Origin of the sequence: Shewanella putrefaciens (assembly GCF_016406325.1) — a bacterium.
GTDB classification, from domain to species: Bacteria; Pseudomonadota; Gammaproteobacteria; order Enterobacterales; family Shewanellaceae; genus Shewanella; species Shewanella putrefaciens.
Genome location: NZ_CP066370.1, coordinates 3,567,114 through 3,592,386 on the forward strand (window position 1 = coordinate 3,567,114; position 25,273 = coordinate 3,592,386).

The 25,273-nt window shown below is 43.3% G+C and carries 23 protein-coding genes and 1 pseudogene; 10 read left to right on the plus strand and 14 right to left on the minus strand.

Annotated features, from left to right (window positions below; genetic code table 11):
* Positions 1-55: 55 nt before the first annotated feature.
* Positions 56-622, minus strand: a complete 567-nt coding sequence (locus tag JEZ96_RS15865; RefSeq protein ID WP_011788139.1) for a phosphoribosyltransferase — start codon at positions 620-622, stop codon at positions 56-58.
* Between the two features lie 286 nt (positions 623-908).
* Positions 909-2,672, minus strand: coding sequence for an alkaline phosphatase D family protein (locus JEZ96_RS15870; RefSeq protein WP_025007545.1), 1,764 nt, complete (start codon positions 2,670-2,672; stop codon positions 909-911).
* A gap of 273 nt (positions 2,673-2,945) precedes the next feature.
* Between JEZ96_RS15870 and JEZ96_RS15875 the strand changes: the two genes are divergently transcribed.
* Together JEZ96_RS15875 and JEZ96_RS15880 are read left to right on the plus strand one after the other, a co-directional pair.
* Positions 2,946-3,371, plus strand: a complete 426-nt coding sequence (locus JEZ96_RS15875) for a CBS domain-containing protein (protein WP_025007544.1) — start codon at positions 2,946-2,948, stop codon at positions 3,369-3,371.
* Between the two features lie 100 nt (positions 3,372-3,471).
* Positions 3,472-4,077 (plus strand): DUF4274 domain-containing protein, encoded by a 606-nt coding sequence (locus tag JEZ96_RS15880; RefSeq protein ID WP_025007543.1) that lies wholly within the window; start codon positions 3,472-3,474, stop codon positions 4,075-4,077.
* A 27-nt stretch (positions 4,078-4,104) separates the two neighbouring features.
* Here JEZ96_RS15880 and JEZ96_RS15885 read toward each other — a convergent pair whose 3' ends face one another.
* Positions 4,105-5,466 carry an MATE family efflux transporter gene (locus tag JEZ96_RS15885; protein WP_025007542.1) on the minus strand — a complete coding sequence of 454 codons (1,362 nt, stop codon included), beginning with the start codon at positions 5,464-5,466 and terminating at the stop codon, positions 4,105-4,107.
* Between the two features lie 384 nt (positions 5,467-5,850).
* Between JEZ96_RS15885 and JEZ96_RS15890 the strand changes: the two genes are divergently transcribed.
* Positions 5,851-6,768, plus strand: a complete 918-nt coding sequence (locus JEZ96_RS15890) for an alpha/beta hydrolase (RefSeq protein WP_025007541.1) — start codon at positions 5,851-5,853, stop codon at positions 6,766-6,768.
* A 99-nt stretch (positions 6,769-6,867) separates the two neighbouring features.
* Here the strand turns inward: JEZ96_RS15890 and lgt are convergent, their stop codons facing one another.
* Together lgt and JEZ96_RS15900 are read right to left on the minus strand one after the other, a co-directional pair.
* Positions 6,868-7,647, minus strand: a complete 780-nt coding sequence (gene lgt / locus JEZ96_RS15895) for a prolipoprotein diacylglyceryl transferase (protein WP_011788133.1) — start codon at positions 7,645-7,647, stop codon at positions 6,868-6,870.
* A 162-nt stretch (positions 7,648-7,809) separates the two neighbouring features.
* Positions 7,810-8,292, minus strand: a complete 483-nt coding sequence (locus JEZ96_RS15900; RefSeq protein ID WP_011919941.1) for a cupin domain-containing protein — start codon at positions 8,290-8,292, stop codon at positions 7,810-7,812.
* A 152-nt stretch (positions 8,293-8,444) separates the two neighbouring features.
* On the opposite strand from JEZ96_RS15900, the gene JEZ96_RS15905 reads away from it, so the two are divergent.
* Together JEZ96_RS15905 and JEZ96_RS15910 are read left to right on the plus strand one after the other, a co-directional pair.
* Positions 8,445-10,607, plus strand: coding sequence for a TonB-dependent receptor plug domain-containing protein (locus JEZ96_RS15905; RefSeq protein ID WP_011919942.1), 2,163 nt, complete (start codon positions 8,445-8,447; stop codon positions 10,605-10,607).
* Entirely contained in the window at positions 10,607-11,068 is a 462-nt protein-coding gene (locus JEZ96_RS15910; protein WP_011788130.1) for a TlpA family protein disulfide reductase, read from the plus strand. Before JEZ96_RS15905 ends, JEZ96_RS15910 begins: the two co-directional genes overlap by 1 nt.
* Positions 11,069-11,433: 365 nt before the next feature.
* Here the strand turns inward: JEZ96_RS15910 and JEZ96_RS15915 are convergent, their stop codons facing one another.
* The 7 genes from JEZ96_RS15915 to JEZ96_RS15945 all read right to left on the minus strand — a co-directional run bounded on the left by JEZ96_RS15915 (position 11,434) and on the right by JEZ96_RS15945 (position 17,663).
* Complete coding sequence (locus tag JEZ96_RS15915; RefSeq protein ID WP_188959965.1) at positions 11,434-13,539, minus strand: heavy metal translocating P-type ATPase; 2,106 nt, start codon at positions 13,537-13,539, stop codon at positions 11,434-11,436.
* On the minus strand, positions 13,526-13,864 hold the full coding sequence (locus tag JEZ96_RS15920) for a YtxH domain-containing protein (RefSeq protein ID WP_025007540.1): 339 nt from the start codon (positions 13,862-13,864) through the stop codon (positions 13,526-13,528). The genes JEZ96_RS15915 and JEZ96_RS15920 overlap by 14 nt, the downstream gene beginning before the upstream one ends.
* Positions 13,865-13,881: 17 nt before the next feature.
* The gene (locus tag JEZ96_RS15925; RefSeq protein WP_011788127.1) at positions 13,882-14,160 is read right to left on the minus strand and encodes a hypothetical protein; all 279 of its coding nucleotides are present in this window, start codon (positions 14,158-14,160) and stop codon (positions 13,882-13,884) included.
* Positions 14,141-14,389, minus strand: coding sequence for a hypothetical protein (locus JEZ96_RS15930; RefSeq protein ID WP_025007539.1), 249 nt, complete (start codon positions 14,387-14,389; stop codon positions 14,141-14,143). Before JEZ96_RS15930 ends, JEZ96_RS15925 begins: the two co-directional genes overlap by 20 nt.
* Positions 14,390-14,425: 36 nt before the next feature.
* The gene (locus JEZ96_RS15935) at positions 14,426-14,770 is read right to left on the minus strand and encodes an HMA2 domain-containing protein (protein ID WP_011788125.1); all 345 of its coding nucleotides are present in this window, start codon (positions 14,768-14,770) and stop codon (positions 14,426-14,428) included.
* 20 nt (positions 14,771-14,790) lie between these two features.
* Positions 14,791-15,246: a hypothetical protein gene (locus tag JEZ96_RS15940; RefSeq protein WP_229781389.1), complete on the minus strand. Its 456-nt coding sequence runs from the start codon at positions 15,244-15,246 to the stop codon at positions 14,791-14,793.
* Between the two features lie 230 nt (positions 15,247-15,476).
* Entirely contained in the window at positions 15,477-17,663 is a 2,187-nt protein-coding gene (locus JEZ96_RS15945; RefSeq protein ID WP_061783119.1) for an OsmC domain/YcaO domain-containing protein, read from the minus strand.
* A gap of 292 nt (positions 17,664-17,955) precedes the next feature.
* On the opposite strand from JEZ96_RS15945, the gene JEZ96_RS15950 reads away from it, so the two are divergent.
* The gene (locus tag JEZ96_RS15950; RefSeq protein ID WP_011788122.1) at positions 17,956-19,620 is read left to right on the plus strand and encodes a methyl-accepting chemotaxis protein; all 1,665 of its coding nucleotides are present in this window, start codon (positions 17,956-17,958) and stop codon (positions 19,618-19,620) included.
* Positions 19,621-19,673: 53 nt separating this feature from the next.
* Here the strand turns inward: JEZ96_RS15950 and JEZ96_RS15955 are convergent, their stop codons facing one another.
* A complete protein-coding gene (locus JEZ96_RS15955) occupies positions 19,674-20,084 on the minus strand; it encodes a ribosome recycling factor family protein (RefSeq protein WP_025007537.1) in 411 nt (136 codons plus the stop codon).
* A gap of 264 nt (positions 20,085-20,348) precedes the next feature.
* On the opposite strand from JEZ96_RS15955, the gene JEZ96_RS15960 reads away from it, so the two are divergent.
* The 4 genes and pseudogenes from JEZ96_RS15960 to JEZ96_RS15980 all read left to right on the plus strand — a co-directional run bounded on the left by JEZ96_RS15960 (position 20,349) and on the right by JEZ96_RS15980 (position 23,850).
* Positions 20,349-20,594, plus strand: coding sequence for a DUF3297 family protein (locus JEZ96_RS15960; RefSeq protein ID WP_006080205.1), 246 nt, complete (start codon positions 20,349-20,351; stop codon positions 20,592-20,594).
* 393 nt (positions 20,595-20,987) lie between these two features.
* Positions 20,988-21,518 carry an SMI1/KNR4 family protein gene (locus JEZ96_RS15965; protein WP_025007536.1) on the plus strand — a complete coding sequence of 177 codons (531 nt, stop codon included), beginning with the start codon at positions 20,988-20,990 and terminating at the stop codon, positions 21,516-21,518.
* A 558-nt stretch (positions 21,519-22,076) separates the two neighbouring features.
* Positions 22,077-22,400, plus strand: a pseudogene (locus tag JEZ96_RS15975) (nuclease-related domain-containing protein); the annotation flags it as partial.
* A 79-nt stretch (positions 22,401-22,479) separates the two neighbouring features.
* Positions 22,480-23,850, plus strand: a complete 1,371-nt coding sequence (locus JEZ96_RS15980) for a hypothetical protein (RefSeq protein ID WP_061783120.1) — start codon at positions 22,480-22,482, stop codon at positions 23,848-23,850.
* A gap of 254 nt (positions 23,851-24,104) precedes the next feature.
* Here the strand turns inward: JEZ96_RS15980 and JEZ96_RS15985 are convergent, their stop codons facing one another.
* Positions 24,105-25,160 (minus strand): HNH endonuclease signature motif containing protein, encoded by a 1,056-nt coding sequence (locus JEZ96_RS15985; protein WP_025007533.1) that lies wholly within the window; start codon positions 25,158-25,160, stop codon positions 24,105-24,107.
* Positions 25,161-25,273: the final 113 nt, after the last annotated feature.

A 25,273-nucleotide genomic window follows, 5' to 3' on the forward strand; every position in this document is an offset into this window, starting at 1 on the left:
CAAAAATGCGCTAACGGCGACCGCTAACGCATTTGTATTGATATGAATTTTAAAATTATTTGAAAAGGTGCTGAATATTCTTTAAATCACCTTTTCCTTCAGCAATTTCTTCAGGCGTTAATCCCGTGACTTCATGGGGGAACACTAACCAATCTTCAGAAGCGTGGATGTAATAATCTGGTTTTAAAGGCACGGCGGTATTTTTCGGTTTGTAGTAAGGGCAAGCAATACGGATATCCTGTGGCATGTTTAAGCGCATAAGCTGGCTTAACTTTTCCTTTAATGCATGGATGCTACGGCCTGAATCAAACACATCATCGACAATCAATAATCCATCACTGGCATTTGCATTTTCAACGATGTAATGCAGGCCATGCACTTTGATTTCTTTGCTTTGCTTGTCGGTACCAATACCATAGTAAGAGGAAGTACGCACGGCGATATGGTCAGTTTCTACTTGTTTAAAATCGAAAAACTCTTGAACTGCAATCCCAATTGGAGCACCGCCACGCCATATACCCACGATAAACTGCGGACGAAAACCACTCTCATACACTTGTGAAGCTAATAAAAATGAATCTTCCAGCAGTTGCTGTGCGGTAACAAAATACTTTTCTGACATGACACCGTCCCCATCGCGATTATTTATTTTCAGGTGGCTAAAGCGAATGCTTTTACCTAGTAGGTCTGTTCGGCGTCCAAAACACGAGAACAGCATTCTCTTCACAAGAGTCCTAGCAAGTGTAGGCAGCCGCCGAATTTTGGGAGCGAATTTTATACCAAAAAAAACCGCAGTGCTGCAGTAATAATAAGAACTTGGGCGGTAACAGCCATTTATTTTGTATTTTTAGGATGAAACTAACAAAAAAGGCCACCCTAAGGTAGCCAACATAGAACACGCCAAGGCATTAACTCACAGGATTAATCGTGTGCTCACCCGCTTTCGTCACCGCACTGTAACTACGCGCCGTTGCAAGTTGGAAATCCTTCGACAAAATCGTGTCCACATAATGCCAATCGCTGCGCACCGCATCGGGAGTGAATGTCAGCGTCATAAAGCCGCGGTCTTTCAAGTTGGTGTACTTAAGATCTGGCACTAACTCGACAATCGCCGCTTCGGTTGCCGGGATCTGTTCTGCAGGGAGATTCAAATAATACTCAAGCCCCGGCGAGGATACCGAACTCGTCGCAAACTCCACACCAACAGTATCGCCCTTCATATCTTTAAGCTCACTCGCCCAAGCGTTATGGGTATCACCCGCAATCACCACTAGGTTGAGATTTTTCGATTTAGCCGTACCTAAAATCACTTCACGCTCATAGGCATAACCATCCCAGGCATCCAAGTTATAGGGAATCGATGGCAATTGCAGCAGGGCTATCACTTCTGGAGTTAATAAGGCTTGGTTGGCTTGGAGATATTGTAATTCTTGGGCCGTTAAGGTGGGATCATTGGCCGCTGCACGCGCCGCTAACTTAGCTAAAGCCCCTAACATAGCAAATTGGGGAATGCTCATCTGCTGAGTCGCAATCGTCGCAGGTAATGACATTTTACCCATTAACACTTGCTGACCTAACACCTGCCACTTACCCGTTGCCTGTAATAATGTACCTTGCAACCATAATAACTGTGTCAAACCTAATAACGTACGCGAGGTCGATGTCACATCCGTAAGAAAACGCTCGCCATCAAAGGTGCCTGTAGTGGCATCCATATAATCAGCATAATCGAGCTGTTTATCCCGCGCTAACACGCGAGTATCGAGCATATGTAGATCCACTAAATTACCGTAACTAAAGCTGCGGTAAATCTCCTCATGGTTGCCTTCACGCCATGGGCGAATGGGCAGCCACTCAAAATAAGCCTGTAATGCCGCTTCTTTACGAGCAGTAAAATCCCCTTCATCTTCGTTGTGATTCTCTGCGCCATCACGCCATGTATCGTTAGCCACTTCATGGTCATCCCATACCGTGATAAAAGGCACTTTGGCATGTAATTTTTGCAAACTCGCATCGGTGCGGTACTGGCCATAACGGGTACGATAATCGCTTAAGCTCAATAACTCATTGGCGGGAAGCACTTCTCGGCCCAATTCTGCCGCATGTTCACTGGCATAACCACCGCGAGGATATTCGTAAATGTAATCCCCTAAGTGCACCACAGCAGCTAAATCGTCCTGCGCCGCCGCTAACTCATACACGTTAAAGTAACCCGCAGGGAAATTAGAACAAGAAAGTACGGCTAACTTTACTGAGCTGACTTCACCTTCTGGCAAAGTTTGGGTTTGACCTAACGCTGAAGTTTTATCCCCCGTCTTAAAGCGGTAAAAATAGTGTTGCCCTGCACGTAAACCACGGGCATCCACTTTAACCGTGTAATCACGGCTGGCATTAGTCACCGTTTCCCCCGTAGTGACTAACTGTGAAAACGCCGCATCACTCGCCACTTGCCAACTCACTTTCACATCACCTTGTGACTCGGGTGTTACACGAGTCCATAGGATAACGGCATCATGGGCTGGATCGCCGCTGGCTACCCCATGAAGAAATTGCGCGGGGACAGCATTATCATCATTATCACTACAGCCCATCAAGCCGTAGGAAATAACAGCAACGCCAACACCTTTGGCCGACATAGCCAGAAAATCACGACGAGTCACGGTACGATTCATTATTATTCCCTTGTTAGATTACGCTTCACATTTACAGGTATGAGGTCTAATGAGGCCAAGATTGTGGGACATAACTGTTACATATTGGTGACATCCTAATAATCCATTTAGGATCTCTATCAATTCAAATGGTTATACTAGACGTTCTACTTTATTGATGCAGGACTAGCACAGTGGGCGAAGAAGCTGCTAACATCGAACTACGCTCAATTCAGCCCGTTTTATAGGGCATAAGACAGATGCTCGCGAACCGCAAGGAAGGAATTTAATATGATGAAAGTCAGCGATATTATGAGCCAAAACACCATCTGCATTAGCGATGGCGCCAGCCTAAAAGATGCCCATCATCTCATGCAAACCCGTAATGTTCGCCATCTGCCCGTCATTTCTGAAACCGATGGCACCCTTGTAGGTATACTCACCCACAAAAAAATGATTGCCAGCGTGCTGTCTATGCTCAATAAATACGGCCAAGGGGCACTCGATCGCAAAGAACGCTACACACCGATTAACACTGTTATGGAAAAAGAATTCCAGCACTTAACTGCCGATGAGCCTTTAACCGTTGTGGTGGAATATTTTATCGAGAACAAACTTGGTTGCCTGCCCGTCGTCGATGCCGATAAAAAAGTGCTCGGTATAGTCACTTCATCGGACTTTATTAAGCTGTGCCGTACCCTGCTGCAACAGCAAGCGTAACGTTTTACGCTCCTTTTCTTCTATGCCAGCCTTTTACTACGTAAAGGCTGGCGTTGTATTTTTTTATAAACTGTATTTTCTATAAAAAGAAAGGATTCCCTTGGCTAAATTACTCTCACAAGAACAATTTATTCGCGCCTATGAATGCGCAGAATTTGGCTGTTTTGCCAATCAACAACAACTCGCCAAATTACTCGCCGATCCCGATTACGACTTTTTACATCAAGACAGTACCTACTTTGGCAAAGCGGCGACACAAATCACCTGTATCAGTGACTTACAAAGTATGGAGGAAGTGCATTTTGTCGCGGCCAACTTGAATTGGGATGACGATGATCCCGACATAGTCAGGGCGATTATCGAACATCCACTCTGCGATGCAGGTACCGCCTTATTACTCTACTGGTACGGACAAGGCTTTTATTACTCCACGCCAGAGACGCTCAATACACCTTTTGGACAGCTATTCAAAACCATAACCGATAGATTTATTGAGCGCGGCTATGCCAGTTATAAAATCCATTTTGACCCGATTAAAGAATGTTTTATGCCTTCATTAGAAGACGTTCTTACTAGAGGATTCCAAATTCCAGGGGCTATTTTTGCCCCTTATAGCACTATGGAAATCGAAACCTATGAAGGGCACCCAAGGTATCTACAATTTAAAAATGAACTGCTGAAATCGGGTAAATGGGGCAAACAATAAGCGTTGACCTTTTGATATCAGAACAGGTTAAGCTGGGGTTACTGGCGGAATACGCGTAAAACGCTGCCAGCGACCCGAGCGCCAACGCTGCACCATAATCAATCCACGCACCCACTCATCTGCCGCAACGGCAAGCCAAGCAGCCAACACGCCATAACCTAAATGCAAGCCAAAGAACCAAGCCAATAACACGCCAATGCCCCACATACTAAAGAGACCAATCCGCACGGGAAATGCCACATCACCAGCGCCCTTTAAGGCCGAGATAATCACCAGATTAAACACTCGTCCGGTTTCAAGGGCGATGGAACCTGCGAGCAATAACGCTGTTAGTTGGATAACTTCTTCGTTTTCACTCAACCAGCCGACAATAACGAATCGCTGCCAGTAGAAGAGCAATACTATGGTCAATGAAGCAATAAAACCCACCAAACAGTAACGCTGCACCCGAGTGGTGATTTCATCGAACCATTGTTTACCCACATAATATCCAGTCTGGATTTGCGTCGCCTGCCCGAGTGCGACTGCAAAACAATAGATAAAACGGCTAATGTTCAAACCATAGGTATAAGCCGTCAGCGATAAAGTGCCCATCTGACTAATAAAGTAGATAATCGTCATTTGCGCCATATTGTAAGACAGCATCTCACCCGCATTAAGCAGGCCAATGCGCATCACGCGCCAATAAGTGCTGCGCGGTAAGAGCTTAAGTCGTTGCAGCGGCAGCGGGATTTGCTTATGCCGGATCACCATCAGCATAATAAAGGCACCGATAATCTGGCTGGTCACAGTAGAAATCGCCACCCCTGTTACCCCGTATACAGGCAAACCAAAGGGAGAATACAGGGCAATATAATTGCCTAACACATTCATCAAGCCCGTGCTCGAGGTGACTAACATGGCCGAGCGGGTAAAGCCATAACTACGCAAAATAGCGGCGAAGGCAATGTTCATCACTAGCCCTATGCTCAAGCTGCCGCAAATGACTAAATAATCGTATCCAAAGCCTGCAACCTCATGCTCAAGGGCGAATAAACCGATAATGCTCTTAGCACCTAAAAACATTGAGGCGCCCATCACCACGGCTAAGCCGAGACTCAAAGCAATGCTTGCAACACCAATATCAATCGCCTGCTGCGGTTGTCCCGCACCATTGTGTTGACTAATCAAAATGCTCGCGCCCGTGCTCACCATCATGGACATCACCATCATAAAAAACATCAACTGAGTGGTGAGCCCAACCGCAGCAACCGCATTATCGGAATAGTTGCTGAGCATAAAAATGTCACTTATTCCAAGCAAGGATTGCAGCAAGGTCTCGATAAAAATAGGCCAAGTCAGCGCCACGATACTCATGCGCTGCTGCAATGTTTTGGGTGCTTTTGCCACAGAAATGCCTACTAAATGGAGAATGAAATCGTAAGAGAGTTTTTGTTCAGTTTTACCGCTTATGTCGCCAATCCCCAAAATAACCGAGAACGACCACATGCGTCACTAATCCATAAATAACACTTTAATGTTACTTTTTTGAAAATTAATTTCACAAAAAAAGCGTTATTCAGTTAAAACCAGACTGACAGCCGGATTTAGGCGGAAATTTAAGCGCATTAACACTAACAGTCAATTGTAATGGTAATTTTATTACCATTTATTTTTTATAAGGCCTGACAAGGTCACTACCATTTGTATGATACGAGGGATAAACTCCCGCAAGCGACGCAATTTACCGCAGCGGTACGGCGCAGTAATACAATCGAATTTTAGGAGAACAAAATGAGCCAACTCTATTTGGAAGAAGGAATTAAACAATTAGTCGGCGAATTTATTGCAGCAGGTTGTCCATCGGTGCGGGCCCAAACAATAGCAGAACGTCGCCAAGGTTATATTGCCAGTACGGTACTGGCAGGTGAACCTGAAGAGGTATTTGAGGTTCGCTCAGTTTCAATCGATGGCGCAGAACTCACCTTATTTAAGCCTTCGGCGGCAACCAATTTACCTGTAGTGATTTACTACCATGGTGGCTGCTTTGTCAGCGGCGGTGTTGAAACCCATAATCAGCAACTGCGAAAACTCGCCAATGATGCAGGAGCATTGGTCATTGCCGTTCATTATCGCCTCGCTCCTGAACACGTTTACCCCGCCGCCCACGACGATGCCTTCCATGCCGCCGAGGTTATCTATCAACATTGTTCACAATGGGGTGGCGATAAAAACAATATCACCCTAATGGGCGACAGCGCGGGCGGCCATTTAGCCTTAGTCACTTGCCTGCGTTTAAAAGCCAAAGAGCAATGGTTGCCACAAAAACAAGTACTTATTTATCCTATGCTCGATGCGACTGCCAAAAGCCAGAGTTATAGTGATAATGGCGAAAAATACATTATCACCCGCGATACCTTGCTCACGGGATTTGATATGTACCTCGATTGGCACCCTAGAACCGACGTTGAAGCCAGTCCACTGCGCCGCGATGACTTAGCAGGCTTACCCGAAACCCATATCATCACCGCTGAGTTTGATCCGCTTGTCGATGAGGGGGAGCAGCTATTTAGACATCTATTAGAGGCTGGCGTAAATGCCCATTGCCGCCGTTATCTTGGGGTGATCCACGGCTTCTTCCAACTCGCAGGAGTGAGCCGCTCCGCTCGGGATGCCATGGTGCAGATAGTCAATATTGTGAAAAAATCCTAACGATCTCTTTAATGGCTTAGGTTTAATACGATTGGTATAAATAAAAAAGGCTTCCTATTCAAATAGAAAGCCTTATTCTTATCCCAATGATATTAGGACTTATGTCCGCGGCTTTCGATACGCCAATAGCAGCAAGACGATACCCACAGCTAAAAAAGGTAAGCTAAGCAGTTGTCCCGCACTGAGCAGTGTTTCTGTGTAAGCCGCTTGGCTCACTTTAATCGACTCTATGCCTATTCTTGCACTAAATACCAAAACCAAAAATAAGCCAAAGATTGCCCCATGCCTTTGTTTAATCTGCGTATATTGATACAAAGCATACAAACCAATAAAGATAGCTAAATAAGCAAAAGCCTCATAGAGCTGCGCCGGATGCCTTGGCAACATGTCAACACGGTTAAAAATAATGGCCCAAGGCAGAGTCGTGGGTTCACCTAAAATTTCTGAGTTGGCAAAGTTCGCCATCCGCACAAAAAAGCCAAAAATGGCAGTCGCAATCGCCAGCCTATCCAATAAAAAGAGGAAGGGCAGCTTCACCTTACGTTGGTAATAATATAAGGCCAATATTGCCCCGAGTCCCCCACCATGGCTGGCAAGCCCACCTTCCCAAATCGCCAAAATCTTCAATGGATGGGAGAAGTAGTATGCGGGATCGTAAAAAATACAATGGGCTAAGCGCGCGCCAACAACAATACCAACCACACAATAAATCAGCAGATTATCAAGGGATTCGAGATCGAGATGTTCCTTGATATACATGCGCTTCATCACCTGAAAACCCGCAGTGATCGCCACAGCAAACAAGACACCATACCAATGTATTTTGACTCCCATAAACGAGATTAATACAGGATCTGGCCCCCACACTAAGTGTTCCAAATTCAATTACTCCATCACACTTGCTACATCGAGGTAGGCTAAAAAAACTTGTTTTACGTGGTTAAACACTAATAGACAAGTCCTATTACGCCATTATTGGAATATCCAGCACAATAAGGTTGTTTTATGCCCAACAACCTAGGTCATGTTAACAATTAAACTTTAACAGTGCTCACTTCTACTAAGTCGCAGAATAATATCTCTATGCTGCGGATATTGCGCTAACAATGTTTCTTGGCTAAATAACTCGAAATCTTCGAAGGTAAACCCAGGGGACACCATACAACCCACCAGTGAAAATCCCGCTTGATTCATGGCTGAACCAAAAATACAGCCCTTGGGCACTAAAAACTGTGGGCGCTCACCCGCCGCTAAATCGAGCCCTAATTGCGCGGTCGTTAATTCGCCATCGGGAGAAATCATATAAATCGTCAATGATTGCCCCGCATGGAAATACCACATCTCGTCAGCCGTGAGGCGATGAAAATGCGACACTTCCCCCGTTCGCAGTAGAAAATAAATGCTGCTCCATAGTGCACGATTGTCATCAAACGGCATATCAGAACGGTAGGATGAGCGGTAATATCCACCTTCAATGTGCTGCTCTAGTGCTAAATGTTCAATAAATTCATCTGCGGTCTGCATACTCAATACCTCTGAAAAAAGATCCTAATCAAATTTTTATCATCTCGTTTATACGTGTTTTAAAAAGATGTTAAAAACACGATCCACATCAAATAATAACCATTCTCATTCGCATACTATGGCGCCACTTTCTATTTTACGGAGAAACGAGAGTGAAACCTACTTATCTGGCCACAATCTTAGCCATTTTACTCAGCCCACAACTGGTGGTCGCTGAAGAAGTTGATAGCGCTGAAACAGCAAATATTGAACGTATGAGTGTTATCGGAGTTAGGCAGCGGCTAGAACAAGCAGGAACATTAGCCAATACCATAATGAAAACCGAGGTGATTAACGCCACCACGATTGAAAACAAAAATGCCGTTAATTTATCAGAAGCGATTGATAACTCGCCGGGAGTAAAGGTTTCTAACGAATGCTCAATGTGTGGTGTTAAACGCATTATGCTGAACGGTATGAAAGGCGAGCAAACCACGATTTTAGTCGATGGCTTACCTGTACATACCATGATCTCGGGCTACTATGCCGTAGATGCTATCCCTACCACAGGGATAGAACGTATTGAAGTTGCCCGTGGGGCGGGCGCGTCATTAATTGCTCCCGAAGCGATTGGTGGCACGATCAATATTATCAGCTACGAACCCACAGAAAATGGTGCCGAACTCGATGTATCTGCGGGTGAAAATGGTTATCGGAAAATGGGCTTCCTAGGTAAGGGAGTGAGTGAAGATGGCCGTACCCGTGCGACTTTAGTTGCCCAATACGATGATAGAGATCAGTTTGACGCCGATCATAACAAGGTCAACGAAGCGCCGCAGCAAGAAAACCGCAGCCTAACCGCCAGAGTGTCACAGGACGTCACAGACACAGACAATCTCGTGTTACGTATTGCCAATATTCAATCAGAAATTTTTGGTGGGCCTATGTTAGGGAGCACCTTTGCCGATGGCACAGCCTCAAGCATTGGCAATGTATTATCCGGTTTTGACGATCAATTTAGTGAACCACAACAACTGTTTGAAGATGGGGATGTTCGCAAACCATTTACAGGTAAAGCATGGGAAACCACTGAATGGATCAAAACAGAGCGCAATGAGGCTTCATTAGCTTGGCTTAAAGAATTCAGCGATGACTGGAATATGCATTTAGCCGCAAGCTATGCCGAACATAAGCAAGACTCATTCTATGAAGGTTTTGATTATACCGCCGAAGACAAAATGTGGTTCTTCGATGCGCGTTTTAATTACCTACTGACAGAAAACCAACTACTGACCTTTGGCGCAGATTTACGCACCGAAGAAATGCGCTCCCACTCCCGCGCAGGCAGCGCCAACCCCAATTATGCTTCTGACTCCTTTGATTATGATGTGAAAGGGGTTTATATACAGGATACATGGCAAGCAACTGAAGCACTCGAAATTGCCATGGCACTGCGTTACGACACTATCACCGCCGATTTTACCGATCCTAACAAACCGGGTACTGAACTCGATGAATCCATTCTGTCCCCACGACTGGATGTACGCCTACGTCACAATGATGAATGGACCTCTCGGGTCTCAGCAGGACGAGGCTATCGTGCCCCACTCTCCTTCTTTGAAACCGACCACGGCATATTAGACGGTTCACTGGGTTTTGACATTGATATCGACGAGTTAGAACGCTCAAACTCAGCCAGCTATGCATTAAGTTATGAAGGTGAAAAACTCACCTCTACCGCCTCTATCGCATGGACAGAGGTGGAGCATCTTGCCGCATTAACCACCAATGACCTTGGTATTCCATTACTCACTCAGCTCGATGAAAAAGCGACGGTGATAACCAGCGATATTGCATTAGGTTACCGATTGACCGATGACATGACATTAAGCCTAACGGCTGAGCATTTTGATTACGATTCGGTATTCAAATCATCCTATGCAATTGCACCAATAGAGGAAAGGCTTACGCTCACCTTCGACTGGGATGTCAACGATTGGGAATTCTTCGCTAATGTTGTTTGGGTGGGCAGTCGTGATTTATCCAAATATGGTTATGAAGGTTACAACCGTTTAGATGCCAATGGTCAAGTCGATCCTGACTCTAAAAAGACCACGGATGCACCGTCTTACCTCACAGTAGACTTACGTGTTAGCTATCAGTTAAATGAATATCTGTCCCTTTACAGTGGTGTCAGCAATTTATTTGATTACACCCAAGCGGGTGATGAAGAAACACCGCTTTTTTACGATGCTGAAGGTGCCTTTGACGTGGGATATATCTACGGACCGCTGCGTGGCAGAGAGATTTACGCCGGCATGAAGTTAGCCTTCTAATGTTACGTCAAATCATATTAGTGCTAGTTTGCTGCGCCGCGCCTCTACAGGCGGCGCAGCTTACCCGCGACTATCAGTTTCAATCTCTGCGTGACCAAAAACTCACTCACCTTTCCCATCTTGAGGGCCAGCCTACGGCAATCATGTTTTTTGAGCCTGAATGCCCTTGGTGTATCAAACAATCCGTAGTACTCAAAAAACTACAGCAAGATTGTGGTCAGCCTATTCACCCTGTTGCACTGGGGGTGAATGGCGATCATTTAACGCTAAAGCGTGCACTATTTCGGCTTAATTTTCCCTTTGAAGCCTACCGCGCACCGCCAGAGTTACTCAAAGAAATGGGCGGCATACCCGCAACCCCGATCCTACTGCTCTTAAATGCAAAGGGAGAGTTAGTGAAGGGATATCGCGGTTTTACCAGTGAAGATGAGCTAAAAGCACAACTCTGTCCCGCTGTATAATATAAAGCCGTAAAAGCTAACACCTGTAGGGGTATTTGCTTTTACGGCTAAAACGCGATCAACTTGCTTTCTAACGATGATATTAGGCCGTAGATGATATTAGGCCGTATTAGGGCGTGTTGACGTTTCGAGATTAAATTTTGTTCGTTCTGGCAAGCTCGTGATCGCGAAACGAGGAGTGACGTGTAGTTATTCTACTCAAATGACGAGTGACAAAGAGCAAGAGCTTGCCAGACTAACCCTTCGGGCAGCGTTTGGCTTGCGTTTCTGCTGCGTTATCGCCCGTTTATGTAGAATAACTACACCGCACGGGCTTTACCTTGCATAAAAGCCAGCCAACTCGCTGCAAAAATAACCCTGAAACGTCAACACGCCCTAATTATGCGGCGATTTCCCCGTAAGGCCTTGAGCAAAATACCAATAGTCGTGCCATTGTGTAATATAGATGCCGCTACAGGACTGAGTAAACCAACGGCAGCAGCGCCTAGTATTCCTGTGTTCGCCCTCAGTGTTAACTGGTAGTTATCATGGATAAGTGCCATAGATAAATTCGCTAATTCCTTCGCATCGGCCACTCGGGTAATGTCATCCTGCAAGAGCGCAATATCTGCGGATAAACGCGCAATATCAGCTCCTTTTTGCATAGCAATACCAACATGAGCCCCCGCTAACGCAGGCGCATCATTAATACCATCCCCCACAAAGGCAATATTGCACCCCGCTTGACTCAGTCGCTCAATGATCTCGGCTTTATCTTCTGGCAATAGCTCTGCATACACTTCATCGATACCAAGATCTTTGGCAAGCTCCAAAGCACGCTCCTGCTGATCGCCAGTAAGTAACAGTATTCGTTTTACCCCTAATTGCTTTAAGCGATGTATGGTTGCTGCGCTTTCATCACGAATGGCATCCCTAAGTGCTAAAACACCGATTAGTACACCACCAAATCCAATATAAAGTAAGGTTTTACCTTCACTGTATAATCTTTCAATTTCAGTAAGATAAGGTGTTACATCAATACACTCATCTTCTTCAATAAAATGCCGAGAGCCGACAACAATACGTTTCCCATCAATTTCACTCGCCACACCGTGGGAAACGATAAACTCCACTTCAGAGTGATCAAAATGTCGACCATCAATGCTTTGTGAAGCCTCCACTACCGCCATGGCCAACGGGTGAAAATAGTGCTCCTCTACTGAGGCTGCCAGCCAGATCAAATCATTCGCAGAATAGGTACTATCAAACGCCACTGAGTCGGTCACATCAAGATTACCTTTAGTAAGCGTACCCGTTTTATCAAAAATAAAAGTGTCTGCCTGAGCGAGTCGTTCTAACGCTGTAGCCCCTTTGATTAAAATCCCGTTTTTACCTGCACGATACATGGCCGATTTAAATGCCACTGGTGTAGCGAGCTTTAATGCGCAGGAATAATCGGCTTGTAAAACAGCGGCACTGCGCTGCCAGTTACCAGAAACTAAATAAGTGGCACCTGCTAATGTGAGTACTCGGGGCACCAATTTATCGGCTAATGATGAAGCCTGAAGTTGGACGTCACTTTTGGCTGTGAGCGATTGTTCGACATAATCCGCAATACGCGCCGCCGCGGTTCCCACACCGACATGCTCTGCGTAGATCCTCAATCTGCCATCTTCCACAACCGTACCCGACAATACGGTATCACCCCGTTTTTTCCGGGTTGCCATACTTTCGCCTGTCATTGAGGCTTCATTAACATAAGCCTCTCCCCCAAGCACAGTACCGTCTACAGGCAGCACAGCACCTGCACCCACGATCACGGTATCGCCGACAACCACTTCATTGGTTGCCACTTGGATTTCTACACCACTGCGTTCAACCCATACAAATTTATCCGAGGGCTGCAACAAGGTTTTCAGCATATCGTCAGATCGACGAGCGATAGAGTCTTCGAGGTATTCGCCTAACTCCAACATAAAGGCTGTGGTATTAGCAGCAATATAATCACCACTGCCAAGGGAGATAGTCACGGCCAAGGCTTCTAGCGCATGAGAAGTTAACCCTTTACTCACAACATCCTCAGCACCATGCCTTAGCACAGACAATGCCGACAATAGAGAGACGGGCAAGCGCATCGATATAGGTAAAAAATTCACACTGATTAATGTCGCAAGATTCAGCAACAGTCTTTGGGGGGCGGGGTGGCTCTCTTTATTTTGGCCATCACCCGCAACCAAAATGACAGGCTTAACCTGTAGCACTCGGCTGGCTAATTTCTCAATCGATATTTTAGACGCGTTATAGCTAACAATTAAGGAACGAGCTTTGGGATTAAACCTCGCAGAATACACCTCATCGAGATTCTCAATGGCCAATGCTAAGCCTTTGAGCTCTTGGCTATTCGTTGCTAAAGAATAACGCCATCGAACCCGATTAGTACAATGGTGGACTAAAGCTAATGCTTTAAATACTGCGGCATTATTGTTCATCATCACCAGTCTGGACTGCCATTTCAGCTTGGATATCTGCAACCTGTTCTTTAAGCTCTTCCATCCCGCCAGCAATATCGGTATACAGTTTTACGGCTGAACGAACAATTTTCTCGCGCATCTCATCGTTGCTCAACACATAAGCAGCCGTTGCGCCAAGTAATGCACCAAGTAAAAACTGATTACTGGTATTGTTTTGTATCGCACCGAGTAGCCCCTTGCTTTTTTTGCCGCCTGCGGCACTTGCAAGTAACTCTTCAACTGTCATACCCGCTGGGATACTTCCTTGAAGTTGCTTTTTTAACTGTTTGTTTTTCTTTTTGCCCATGGTTCGATACCTCGTTATTAATCCTTGATGAGTAATTCAATACTTGCGATACCTGCGCCACCACCCAATAGCAATAACAGCGCCTGCTCATACTCTTTCACTTCTACCGCATTCGCGACCCCCATGCCCACCGCAGTCGCGACACCACCCTGTAAGGCACGTTTCAGCACTTTTTTTGCTTTAGGCTTGGACTTTTTCTTTTTAGCGCCATCCGTCTGTTGCAGCGCAGTGAGTAATGCTGCGGCCACGGCTCCACGAATAAAAAAATTACTTAACTCATTGGTTTTTAGTGTCATCTCCTGACTCCTCAGTTTGAGATTTCACCTCTTCTGCGTTATCAGTTGCTTCGAGTTTATGTCGCAATTTAGCCGATGTTTGCTCTAATGATTCGAGGCTCGACGCCGTTGACTCATAAAGTTTCTTCTGCGCTCGCTTAACATAAGCTTTACTATTACTTTTTTGCGCCAGTTTAACCAAGGTCGCGCCAGTAGCAGCACCGAGTAATAAGGTTAATATTGGATTCATTTATCTCTCCTTTGAACAAAAGCAACGGAATGAGTGTTAGGTATTTTGCATCTTAAACCACTGAAAATGCTGTTCTACTTCATCTAACAAAGCGATGACATTGGGTTTATCTTCCGCTTTCAACAACGATTCCCACAATGATGCACTGAGCACTTTAGTGTCATACTCCACAACACACGAACGGGCTAACATATTAGGGCGTATCGACTTAACCCCAGGTATTGACTCCATAAATCGAAGTAACTGTTGTGTGTGCTTAAACCCCTTTAAATTCAAATTATCGGGAAGATGGCTTTTTAGTTTGAATCGGATCCTGCCCGGTACATGGTGAGCAACGAGAATGTGTTCAGTCAGCTCTCGCAATTTTTCAAGTTTATTCATGCAATATCATCAATGGGTGACTAACGAAAAGTATTCTTACGGTGAATGAATACATGGGTTGCCGCCGCGGCAACAAAACACCATCCCGTAATGGCATGCCAGCGTTTAAATCCGGAATACACAAGCCCAATGGATAATGGCAGGCTAATAATGGCGGCGGTTTTGGCGACTCGATTAATATCTCGACGCCGAGCATGTTTTCTAGGACGTGAAATTTGATGCTGGTTTACATCTAATGCGATGGGCGCCTCAACCTGCCCCACGAAATTCTCTATCAACTGCGTTAGTTTTTGTTCCATTTCAGCCTTAGGATATGACGGCTGATAGGTGAGAATAAGACTGCGCGCAGACCAATTAACCCGAACCGCCAGTGTTTCGGGCAACGCTTCGAGTTGCTGTTGCAACAGGCTTAAGCAGGTTAACTTTTCGGCGGGCATTCTAAGACGCAAACGGCCATTCACTGATGACACTATCATGTTGGTATCCCAACCTAGATAAAATCCATATCGAACAGAATAAAGCAGCCCAATATTTGTGGGCAATAGCCTGTTACATCACAACATTGATGTAAGTCATAAATATGGAACATTTATTTTAAGTGGGCCTGAAGCCTAATGCGGGAATTCAAATTCTTTAAGGTGAAGCCATAAAAAAAGCGAACCCTAGAGTTCGCTTTAGATACTGAGTTATCAATCAATAAATCAGGTTAATTAACCATTTTAGCTTTACGGGCTTGATGCAGTTTTTTATAGCTTTCAATAAGCCTTAAATGCGGCTCAATACCCTCAAGTTGCATACTGGTCTTGGTTAGTCCGCTAAAGCGCACTTTACCCGTGACACTGCCAACCACCTCATTCATCACTTCCTCACCAAACATACGGGTGAAATTATGGATAAAGTCTTCGAGTTCGAGGTCTTCATCTAAGGTCACTTCCAGCACGGCATTCATCGCTTGGTAGAACAAACCACGTTTAACCGTGTTATCGTTAAATTGCAGGAACTCACCGACCAACTCAAGGGCCTCTTCATGCTCACCGAGTGCCAAATAAATCAATATTTTCAGCTCGATAATTGTCAACTTACCCCACACGGTATTTTCATCAAATACAATGCCGATCAGGGTACGAATATCCGTGTAGTTATCGAGTTGGCTTTCTTCTAAACGGTTAACCAAATTAGCCAGTTGTTTAGTGCTTAATGAATGCAGATTTAAGATATCTTCACGGTACGCCAACGCCTTGTTGGTGTTGTCCCAAATCAAGTCATCAACAGGATAAATCTCAGAATAATCAGGCACAAGAATACGACAGGCCGAGGCGCCTAAATCGGTAAACTCAGCAATATACACCTCTTTCCCTAGGTCTTCTAAGATGCCGAATAAGCGTTCCGCTTCTTCTTCGTTAGTGCCGGAGAAATCCCATTCGCAGAACTCATAGTCATGCTTGCTGCTAAAAAAGCGCCATGAAATCACGCCCGTTGAGTCGATAAAGTGCTCAACAAAGTTTTCAGGCTCAGTCACCGCCATACTGTTAAAAGTGGGTTTTGGCACATCGTTTAACCCTTCAAAACTGCGACCTTGCAGCAATTCCGTTAGGCTGCGCTCTAACGCCACTTCAAAGCTTGGGTGCGCGCCGAAAGAGGCAAATACACCACCGGTTTTCGGATTCATCAAAGTGACACACATTACCGGGAACTGGCCGCCGAGTGAGGCATCTTTTACCACCACGGGGAAACCTTGTTCTTCTAAACCGTTAATGCCAGCCAAAATGCTAGGGTATTTTTCCAGCACAGACATAGGCACATCGGGCAAGACAATTTCTTGCTCAATGATTTGGCGTTTAACGGCACGTTCAAAAATTTCTGATAAACACTGCACATGGGCTTCGTTAAGGTTATTCCCCGCGCTCATACCATTGCTTAAGAAGAGGTTTTCAATCAGGTTTGACGGGAAGTAAACCGTTTCACCGTCGGATTTACGGGTATAAGGAATCGCACAGATACCGCGCTTAATATTGCCCGAATTGGTGTCAATCAAGTGCGAGCCGCAAAGCTCCTCATCTGGGTTATAAATCTCTAAACAATAGTCATCCAAAATACCCGCTGGCAGCGAATCGTCTTCTTCTAATGCAAACCACTTTTCATTGGGGTAATGCACAAATTCGCTATTGGCGATCTCAACGCCAAAGAACTGATCGTTATAGAAAAAGTTATTGTTTAACCGCTCAATAAACTCACCGAGTGCCGAGCACAGCGCGCTTTCTTTGGTTGCGCCTTTGCCATTGGTAAAACACATTGGCGAGGCTGCGTCGCGGATATGCAGTGACCACACGTTCGGCACAATATTGCGCCAGGATGAGATTTCAATCTTCATGCCTAGATCGGCGAGCATCGCCGTCATATTGGCAATGGTCTGCTCCAGCGGTAAATCTTTACCCAAGATATAAGTGCTGCTCTCACCCTCTGGATGCCCCATCAGCATAGCGTTTGCATCGGCATCGAGGTTTTCAACGGTTTCAATCTTAAATTCTGGCCCCGTTTGTACCACTTTTTTAACGGTACAACGGTCAATCGAGCGCAAAATACCTTCGCGATCTTTATCGGAAATATCTTCGGGTAGCTCAACCTGAATTTGGAAAATCTGGTTATAGCGATCTTCAGGATCAACAATATTATTTTGCGACAGGCGAATATTATCCGTTGGAATATCACGGGCTTTGCAATATACCTTCACGAAATAGGCCGCACACAGGGCTGATGACGCTAAAAAATAATCAAACGGACTAGGGGCAGAACCATCACCTTTGTAGCGGATCGGCTGATCGGCGGTCACGGTAAAATCATCAAACTTGGCTTCAAGTCTAAGATTGTCGAGAAAATTAACTTTGATTTCCATTGAATATGATTTCCACTAAATATGTGAGTCTGTAGCAGCCATTAACCAAGACGCTTCATCGGTAATGAGTCATTAGGGGTGAATTATCGGTGTTTTTCGCCCATTAGTCTTGGGTTAATTATGTTAAACAAATTCGACGAGGGATTTACAGGGGTAAACCTGTCATCAAGGTAAGCTAAAAGCAGGCTTTTAGTCGGAGTATGACAATTTTGTTAACCTCAGCACTAAGAAAGAGAGAATATTAGCTATACTCCCCGCAGTAAAAGCGATGTTCATCTTGGAGTATTCAGATATGCCTCATTTTAGTCTACGTAATAAACTACTATTATTATCGCTGTTCCCCCTGCTCTTTACTTTATGTGTCCTAATGACTGTCACTTACTATGTCGAGCAAGACGCCCTCGCCGATGAAGTCACTATCTTTAGAACGAAACTGATTGGCGAGCGTAAAGCACAAATCAAAGAAGCAACCGAAATTGCCGCCGGGATAATACAATACCAACTGTCGTTAAAGGAAAATGGCAACGTAAACCAAGCACTGCGTGATATTCGTTTTGGTAGTGCAGGCTACTTTTTTATCTATGATTCCCAAGGCAAGAACCTCTTCCACGCCGTGATGCCCAACCTCGAAGGGCAAAATAAAATCGATATGACAGATCCTCGCGGCACAAAAATTATTGTCGGTTTACTCGATGCCGCTAAAAATGGCGATGGCAACTTCTCCTTTTATTTTGAAAAACCTAACACCAAGGAGCAAATAGAAAAACTCGGTTACTCCATGATGATCCCAGGCACTGACTGGATGTTAGGTACTGGAGCCTATATTGATGATATCGACGCGGTCGTTGAGGATTATCGCGCCACCGCAACGGAGCAAATGATGAGTAAATCATTTGCAATTCTGTTGATTGCGCTTGTCCTTGCTGGCATCACCGCTTTTATCATCATGATCACAACCCATCGTATGGTCACACCGATTAAAAATATGGCCGATAACCTAAACGATATAGCCAAAGGCGAAGGCGATTTAACCAAGCGCCTTACCGTCAAAGGGGAAGATGAAATCGCCAAACTCGGTCAATCGTTTAACCTGTTTGTCGATAAACTTCAAACCATCATAGGCGATGTCGCCAGTGCAACGGCCAAAGTTAAATCGGCAGCGAATGCGATTCATGACCAAACCAAAGCCATGTCGAGCCAGCTTATCAGCCATAACAATGAAACAGACCAAGTGGTAACGGCCATTACTGAAATGTCATCCACAGCAAGCGAAGTGGCACAAAATACCACCCAAGTGGCGGAAGCAACCCAAGCCGCAACAGGTGATGTCGCCAACGCTCAGCGTTGTGTCGATGCCTCATTAGAGGAAATTGCAGGCTTGATGGAGCAAATCAATAATGCCGCGGGTAGTATTCAATCCTTAAGCGAACAGTCTAAAAAAATCAACAACGTGCTGTCAGTGATCGGTGGTATTGCTGAGCAAACAAACCTATTGGCATTAAATGCTGCTATCGAAGCGGCCCGCGCGGGTGAGCAAGGTCGAGGTTTTGCCGTGGTGGCCGATGAAGTGCGTAACTTAGCGAGCCGCACCCAATCAAGCACATTAGAAATCAATGAAATGCTCTCTGAACTGCACAAACTTGTCGCACAGGCCGTAAAAACAATGGAAGAAAGTCAGCAAAGCTGCGTGCGCTCGGTAGACTCTTCTCGCGCTATCTCTGAAAGCCTTGGCTCAGTCACATCGGCAGTCACAGCAATCAACGATATGAGTACCCAAATTGCCACCGCAGCAACGGAGCAAAGCTCTGTCACCGAAGAAATTAACCGTAATGTGTACGCCATCCAAGAGATTGTGAATGAGCTACTCCACTCTAGCGAAGATGCCGCCAGAGTGAGCCAAACCGTATCACAGGAAGGAACAAACTTAGGTAAGCTCGTCGGTCAGTTTAAAATTTAAAGCTATGTCGCAATGGGTTGCGAAATCAGAATGAAAAGTAGCAACCCATTGGTTTACTTAAAATGCGAAGAGTCAGCTTGAAAACGTGCCAATCTGGCCTCTGTGACAGTGCATTGAGTCAATTGCATCAACTCACCTAAGGTAATAGCAGGATTGTCTGTGATAAGCCGAATCAGCTTAGCGTCTAATGGTTCAAGTTTGTCTGCATACTGTAGCAAAGCTGACTCAAGCTTTTGAATAAGATAACGAAACGCACCATCAGCCATCAGTCGCTGCTCGGCTTGTAAATGGGCAGTGCAGGATTGGATCTTGATCGCTGCGCCAACAATGCACCAATTCCTCGAACGCCGCACACGCTTAAGCTCGCAATCATACTGAGTTGCAATCGCTTGAGCTTGTTTAACCGCCTCGCGCCCAATTCGATGAATAAGCGAGGGCAGTAAGATAGTAATGTCGTCGTTCATAACGCGTGATGAATAACTGTTGGTTTATCGAATACTTTCATGGCAATTGGGTAAGGTCGGCTCGACTTAACATTCAAGCGCCATAAAATACCTAGCGCGAAAGTGTAGCACTGTATCCTATCAGGATAATAAGGTTCTCTAACAAATGCCGCCCATACTTATCCCATGCTGCGCAATCAGTCACAGTTAAAGTCTTGAGCGTTGCGCTGGGATTGCCTACAATAGCGCACGCTTTTTCACTATAGACAATGACAGATCACGACCATGACCGACACAACATCATTACCAGCTTTACCGGATCGCCTTTCCGTTAACCCACGCAGCCCACACCATGTGGCAGAAATTTTCGAGCACGATATCGGTATCAAGCTCAACGGCAAAGAGCGTTTTGATGTCGAAGAATATTGCATCAGTGAAGGTTGGGTAAAAGTGCCAAGCAAATCCTTAGACCGTCGCGGCCAACCTCTTTTGCTCACAGTAAAAGGCACTGTTGAAGCGTTTTATCGTTAAGCCGTTAAGCCTTAGCGCAATAGCGGGATCATAAAAACGGCCAATTAGATTGGCCGTTTTTGTTTGCCCAGCAGCAAATGATACTAATTCAATACTACTTGCTGAAACTGCACGAGTGCAGTTAACTACCATTCGGAACAGCTATCCAGTCGGTTTTTGGCGAAATGGATTAAATCAAACAGCAGTATGCATGTCTACTTATTTGAATATCATCAAGTTTATTTGGGGATTGGCTAGATAAAAGCGTTAGAAAGAGGAGAAATAGTTGATGTCTCGGTAACTCCAATATATAAAGGTCCTTCCAGAATACCGGCAGGTATAACAGTGAATGCTCAAGGTAGTGGTGGTTTCTTTGAAAACATTACTCTTCTTAATCCTCGTGGAATGTAGATCATGACCCTATCTGTATTAAATAGCATTTTAACTCCCCCTAACTTCCCTAATGACTCTGGGATTGGTAACGTTTGGCCTTCTATAGATGAAGATCTTAGTTTTCCCAGTGATTACATTGCGTTTATTAATCATTATGGCACAGGAAGAATTGCCGATTTTATTGCGATATTCAATCCATTTACTAAAAATTATGATCTTGATTTTTTTGAGCAGAAGAAAACAATTATTGAGGATTTCAATTACCTTAATAATGAAGACCCAGAGTATTTTAAATATAACCTCTATCCAAAAATTAATGGCCTTTTACCAATAGGCGTAACGGATAATGGTGATTACATATTTTGGGTTGTTTCCGATCTAAAAGACAGTGATACATGGGGCACAGCAATAATCGCATCTAGATCGCCAGATGTAGAATATTTTGATGAAAATATAACCTCTCTATTGTCTGGTTTATTGTTAAGAAAAATCAGATCAGGATCATTACCTAATAGTTTCCCTCCTAAAAATATTGCCTTTGAAAAAATTTAAACAAAAAATAAATGGTCATCCGCAATAAATCATTGGACTGTCTCGGCCAACCACTGCTACTCGCAGTAAAAGGCACAGTTGAAGCGTTTTATCGTTAAGCTTTAGCGCAAAGAGCGGGAGCATAACAACGGCCAATCTGATCGGCCGTTTTTATTTGCCTACCTAACACCGAAGTTTCAACCTTATATTTATCTTCCGCCAAATGATCACAAGTTGTTATTTAAAATAAGCTTTTGTGACAAAACGCATTGATTAAACCGTATCGTGCAGGTTAAAGTGTGGCCACTGAGGGAAAACATAGAGCCACACTCGAACACCAATATCGAGCACGCTATTTAGGGATGAAGAAACAAATAAGTTATCTGCCTCACCCCTCTTAACAGCCACCTCTGTCACCCAGCTAAATCAGCACAGGAGAAGCCTGTGTAAGTAATGGAATTAATGCTAAACCTTTTGATTTCAAGGATGTAAATGGCAGATTTTACTAGCAATCTTTTATCGGTAGTGATCATCCTCTCCAGCATGTTTGTCACTATTGGAGTGATGTGCGCGCAGAACAAACACGGGCGATTAAACTTCCCCTCGTGGACAGAAACCAACTCCATAGAACAAGCGCAGCGCCAAGCACTCTTGTTAAGAGAACGGGTCAGCCAATGGTTAACCAAGGCCACAGGAACACCAGTATCCTCAACCCCAGTACTCGTATTCCCCGGCTGGTATGTCACAAGTCAATCGAAACCACCGTTCCCGATCGTTAACCACAAACAATTAGTCGGCACTATACCAACACTTAAAACCCAAGCACTTACCCAACAACAAGTCGACTCCATCATCTACCAAGTCGCCCAAAGATGTCTAAGCAAAAGCGAAGTGGGGAAATGATAGGTATACGAGATGTAGCTCAACTTTAATGGGAAATAGAATATAAATAACTATATTTAACTTAGGAAGTTATAATGTTATGAACAAAGACATAAGCTTATTGATTGATTCTTTAGAGACTCTACAAGCTACAATAATAGCGGCAACCTTTAATCAAAATACCTTTGACCAGCAACACGGTTGGAATCAAGTCTATCTTAGCAAGAAAGATATTGAAAATTTTATCCAAAACTTGATAAACATGCTACATAATTACTCATCAGAGACTGTGCCTGATGGGTTTTCAATAGTAGTCAACGATCATATTAGCAATATTAATAGGCTAAACAGTGCGGCTAAAAACTATTTTACTAACAATGCCAACCATCTGATTTACTTTGTCCCATCAATATTAATGACACTTTGCACTGTAGAGTCTGAGATTTACTGTGAACTTTTTTCGTTTGAGAATATTGAATCTGAAAAATTATATCCAAAAAATCTAACTAGAACTCTAAGAGCAACAAAATCAAGGATTGAAAGATTAAACATTGAAAGTCAAGATATACAAGAAAAGATAAAAATAATAAATGATGCTCATGAAGCAGCTGAATCACTTCCAACAGATCTCGAGGATTTAAGAGATGCTAAACAAGAATTAAGCAATTTACTAAAGATGGCAAAGAAAGAATTTGAGCAGACTAAAAAAGAAATTAGCAAAATAAAAGAAGATTCTGCCATTTTAAAGTCAGAAATAAAAGTAAATAATGATGAGTGCAATGTAACCATAAATGAAATAAATAATTTAAAAACTTCTGCTGATGCGTTAGTTGCACAATGCGATGATGCTTTGCAAATAACTACAACTCAAGGATTAGCGGCAGGTTTTGATCAAAAAGCAAATCAATTAAAATTGTCAATTTGGGTCTGGATTGTAGGCTTATTGGTTGCACTGATTTCAGCATATTTAATCGGTTCTGAAAGGGTTGATGCTTTGACTGAAGTGTTAAATAAAGATATCACTTCTGGACAAGCAATTTTGCATACCATAATGGCTATTATTTCAATTGGTGGCCCACTATGGTTAGCATGGATATCAACACAACAAATTAACCAAAGATTTAAGCTTTCAGAAGATTATGCATATAAAGCAACCGTAGCAAAATCCTTTACCGGATTTAAAAAGTTTGCAGGTAAATTTGATGAAGAAACTGAAAAGAGACTATTCAATTCAACATTAGATCGATTTGATGAAATGCCATTAAGATTATTATCGACAAGAGACTACAGCAGTCCTTGGCATGAGTTCACTGACTCAGAAATTTTTAAGCAAGCAATTAAATCTGTTCCTGCTCTTGCTAATGAGGCAGGGAAGTTTGCCGATAAAGTTAACTTAAAGCGTACTATTTCAATTAAAGATTCAATTTCATCAAAAGTTACTCCAATTCAAAAAAATGGAAGTGATGAATAATAAAAAACAGAGAAAAATTTAAAAACAAATTAAAATAACAATTTTAACGATCACTCCCAATATAGCATTATTGTCTGAGTGACCTTCTAAAACATGGATGTTTTAGAAGAGCCTACAATGAGTAGGCTCAGCATGTAAACAGTGAAATCCCTACGACAGACAATTAGCAAATAAAAATCATGATTTGAAAGCTAAGTTTTTCAATAAAATTAAACATGAAGTCATTAACAAAAGGTCAACAATAAAAATACAACTTATTTTTTATTAGCTAAAAATGAATTTCGCCTTATTACATACTCAATAGATTTTTCGGATTGGAGATCAATTTCAACTCCTTTTAGCATTTCTTCTGTGATACCAATTGTCATAAATTTCGCTCTATCTCCTTTCTTCACATCAAATAATACTCTTACTTTAGTTGAACCTTTTCTGATTGGAATCAAATGAATTAAAGGACGCTGAATATCAAATAATGCATGAAAATCACGACTTAATAGTAATACATTGTGTTTATCATAAGCTTCCTTTGGTATTTTAGATACTTGTGACTCTTCATTTGCATCTTTTAAAACTAGTGCATAATCATAAATATGAGCAGCCTCAAGACATTGAGCAATAGGGCAGTTGGTTATCACGCATTTCCCATCAAATTTTTTAATTGCCTTATTCCGTAATTGCTTTTGAAGTTTTGGACTCCTTTGCTGCGACCTCAGTACCTGAACCGCATCATCTTGCTCATAATCATCTTCATCCTCATGATCGTCTTCATCTTGTGTTTTATTTTGTTTTATTGACAATGAATTGTTTTCTAGAAATGATTCTGCAAAATCAAGTTTTTCAACCAGCGTTAAATATTTCGTCAACATTTTTTGAGTATCTTTATTACCTCTAGACAAATCAACAAGAGGAATACTTGACTGAAACAATATGTCAAAATGATGCTCTTCAGCTATTTTATTCCATTTTTCCTCGTGCTCTATATCTTTTCCATTCAAGCGAAAACTGTAACTTTTTTCTTTGATACGGATTTGAAATAATGTTTTATATGGAGCATATCCAAATCCAATGGTTTTGACACCTTTAGAAAGGGAGTACACACTAAGCGAATTTCCAAACTTACTTTTTTTCAATGCAACCAATAGAAACTTTAGGCCATCTTGGAGATTCTCATTATTTTTTGCTTTCTCACTAATACGTAGAATTTTTAAAAGCTCCTGAAAGTGAATATTTACAATATTCTCTTTAGCTACAACCAATGAAGGCTTAAAAAAATGTTTTAGTGGCAACTTGAACATATCATTCTCTTTCATCACAATCCTTATGTATTCTTTAAAAGGAGAACCAAACTAAAATAATAATTAAGCATAATCAAAGTTTTTCTAGGTACAACTTAGTCAAGTTTAAATTATGCTTACTAAAAAAT

Excerpts from the sequence above, each read along its gene's own strand:
- JEZ96_RS15865 (WP_011788139.1), bottom strand. The coding sequence starts at position 622 with ATGTCAGAAAAGTATTTTGTTACCGCACAGCAACTGCTGGAAGATTCA.
- JEZ96_RS15870 (WP_025007545.1), bottom strand. The coding sequence starts at position 2,672 with ATGAATCGTACCGTGACTCGTCGTGATTTTCTGGCTATGTCGGCCAAA.
- JEZ96_RS15875 (WP_025007544.1), top strand. The coding sequence starts at position 2,946 with ATGAAAGTCAGCGATATTATGAGCCAAAACACCATCTGCATTAGCGAT.
- JEZ96_RS15890 (WP_025007541.1), top strand. The coding sequence starts at position 5,851 with ATGAGCCAACTCTATTTGGAAGAAGGAATTAAACAATTAGTCGGCGAA.
- JEZ96_RS15900 (WP_011919941.1), bottom strand. The coding sequence starts at position 8,292 with ATGCAGACCGCAGATGAATTTATTGAACATTTAGCACTAGAGCAGCAC.
- JEZ96_RS15910 (WP_011788130.1), top strand. The coding sequence starts at position 10,607 with ATGTTACGTCAAATCATATTAGTGCTAGTTTGCTGCGCCGCGCCTCTA.
- JEZ96_RS15915 (WP_188959965.1), bottom strand. The coding sequence starts at position 13,539 with ATGATGAACAATAATGCCGCAGTATTTAAAGCATTAGCTTTAGTCCAC.
- JEZ96_RS15920 (WP_025007540.1), bottom strand. The coding sequence starts at position 13,864 with ATGGGCAAAAAGAAAAACAAACAGTTAAAAAAGCAACTTCAAGGAAGT.
- JEZ96_RS15925 (WP_011788127.1), bottom strand. The coding sequence starts at position 14,160 with ATGACACTAAAAACCAATGAGTTAAGTAATTTTTTTATTCGTGGAGCC.
- JEZ96_RS15930 (WP_025007539.1), bottom strand. The coding sequence starts at position 14,389 with ATGAATCCAATATTAACCTTATTACTCGGTGCTGCTACTGGCGCGACC.
- JEZ96_RS15935 (WP_011788125.1), bottom strand. The coding sequence starts at position 14,770 with ATGAATAAACTTGAAAAATTGCGAGAGCTGACTGAACACATTCTCGTT.
- JEZ96_RS15940 (WP_229781389.1), bottom strand. The coding sequence starts at position 15,246 with ATGATAGTGTCATCAGTGAATGGCCGTTTGCGTCTTAGAATGCCCGCC.
- JEZ96_RS15945 (WP_061783119.1), bottom strand. The coding sequence starts at position 17,663 with ATGGAAATCAAAGTTAATTTTCTCGACAATCTTAGACTTGAAGCCAAG.
- JEZ96_RS15950 (WP_011788122.1), top strand. The coding sequence starts at position 17,956 with ATGCCTCATTTTAGTCTACGTAATAAACTACTATTATTATCGCTGTTC.
- JEZ96_RS15955 (WP_025007537.1), bottom strand. The coding sequence starts at position 20,084 with ATGAACGACGACATTACTATCTTACTGCCCTCGCTTATTCATCGAATT.
- JEZ96_RS15960 (WP_006080205.1), top strand. The coding sequence starts at position 20,349 with ATGACCGACACAACATCATTACCAGCTTTACCGGATCGCCTTTCCGTT.
- JEZ96_RS15965 (WP_025007536.1), top strand. The coding sequence starts at position 20,988 with ATGACCCTATCTGTATTAAATAGCATTTTAACTCCCCCTAACTTCCCT.
- JEZ96_RS15980 (WP_061783120.1), top strand. The coding sequence starts at position 22,480 with ATGAACAAAGACATAAGCTTATTGATTGATTCTTTAGAGACTCTACAA.
- JEZ96_RS15985 (WP_025007533.1), bottom strand. The coding sequence starts at position 25,160 with ATGAAAGAGAATGATATGTTCAAGTTGCCACTAAAACATTTTTTTAAG.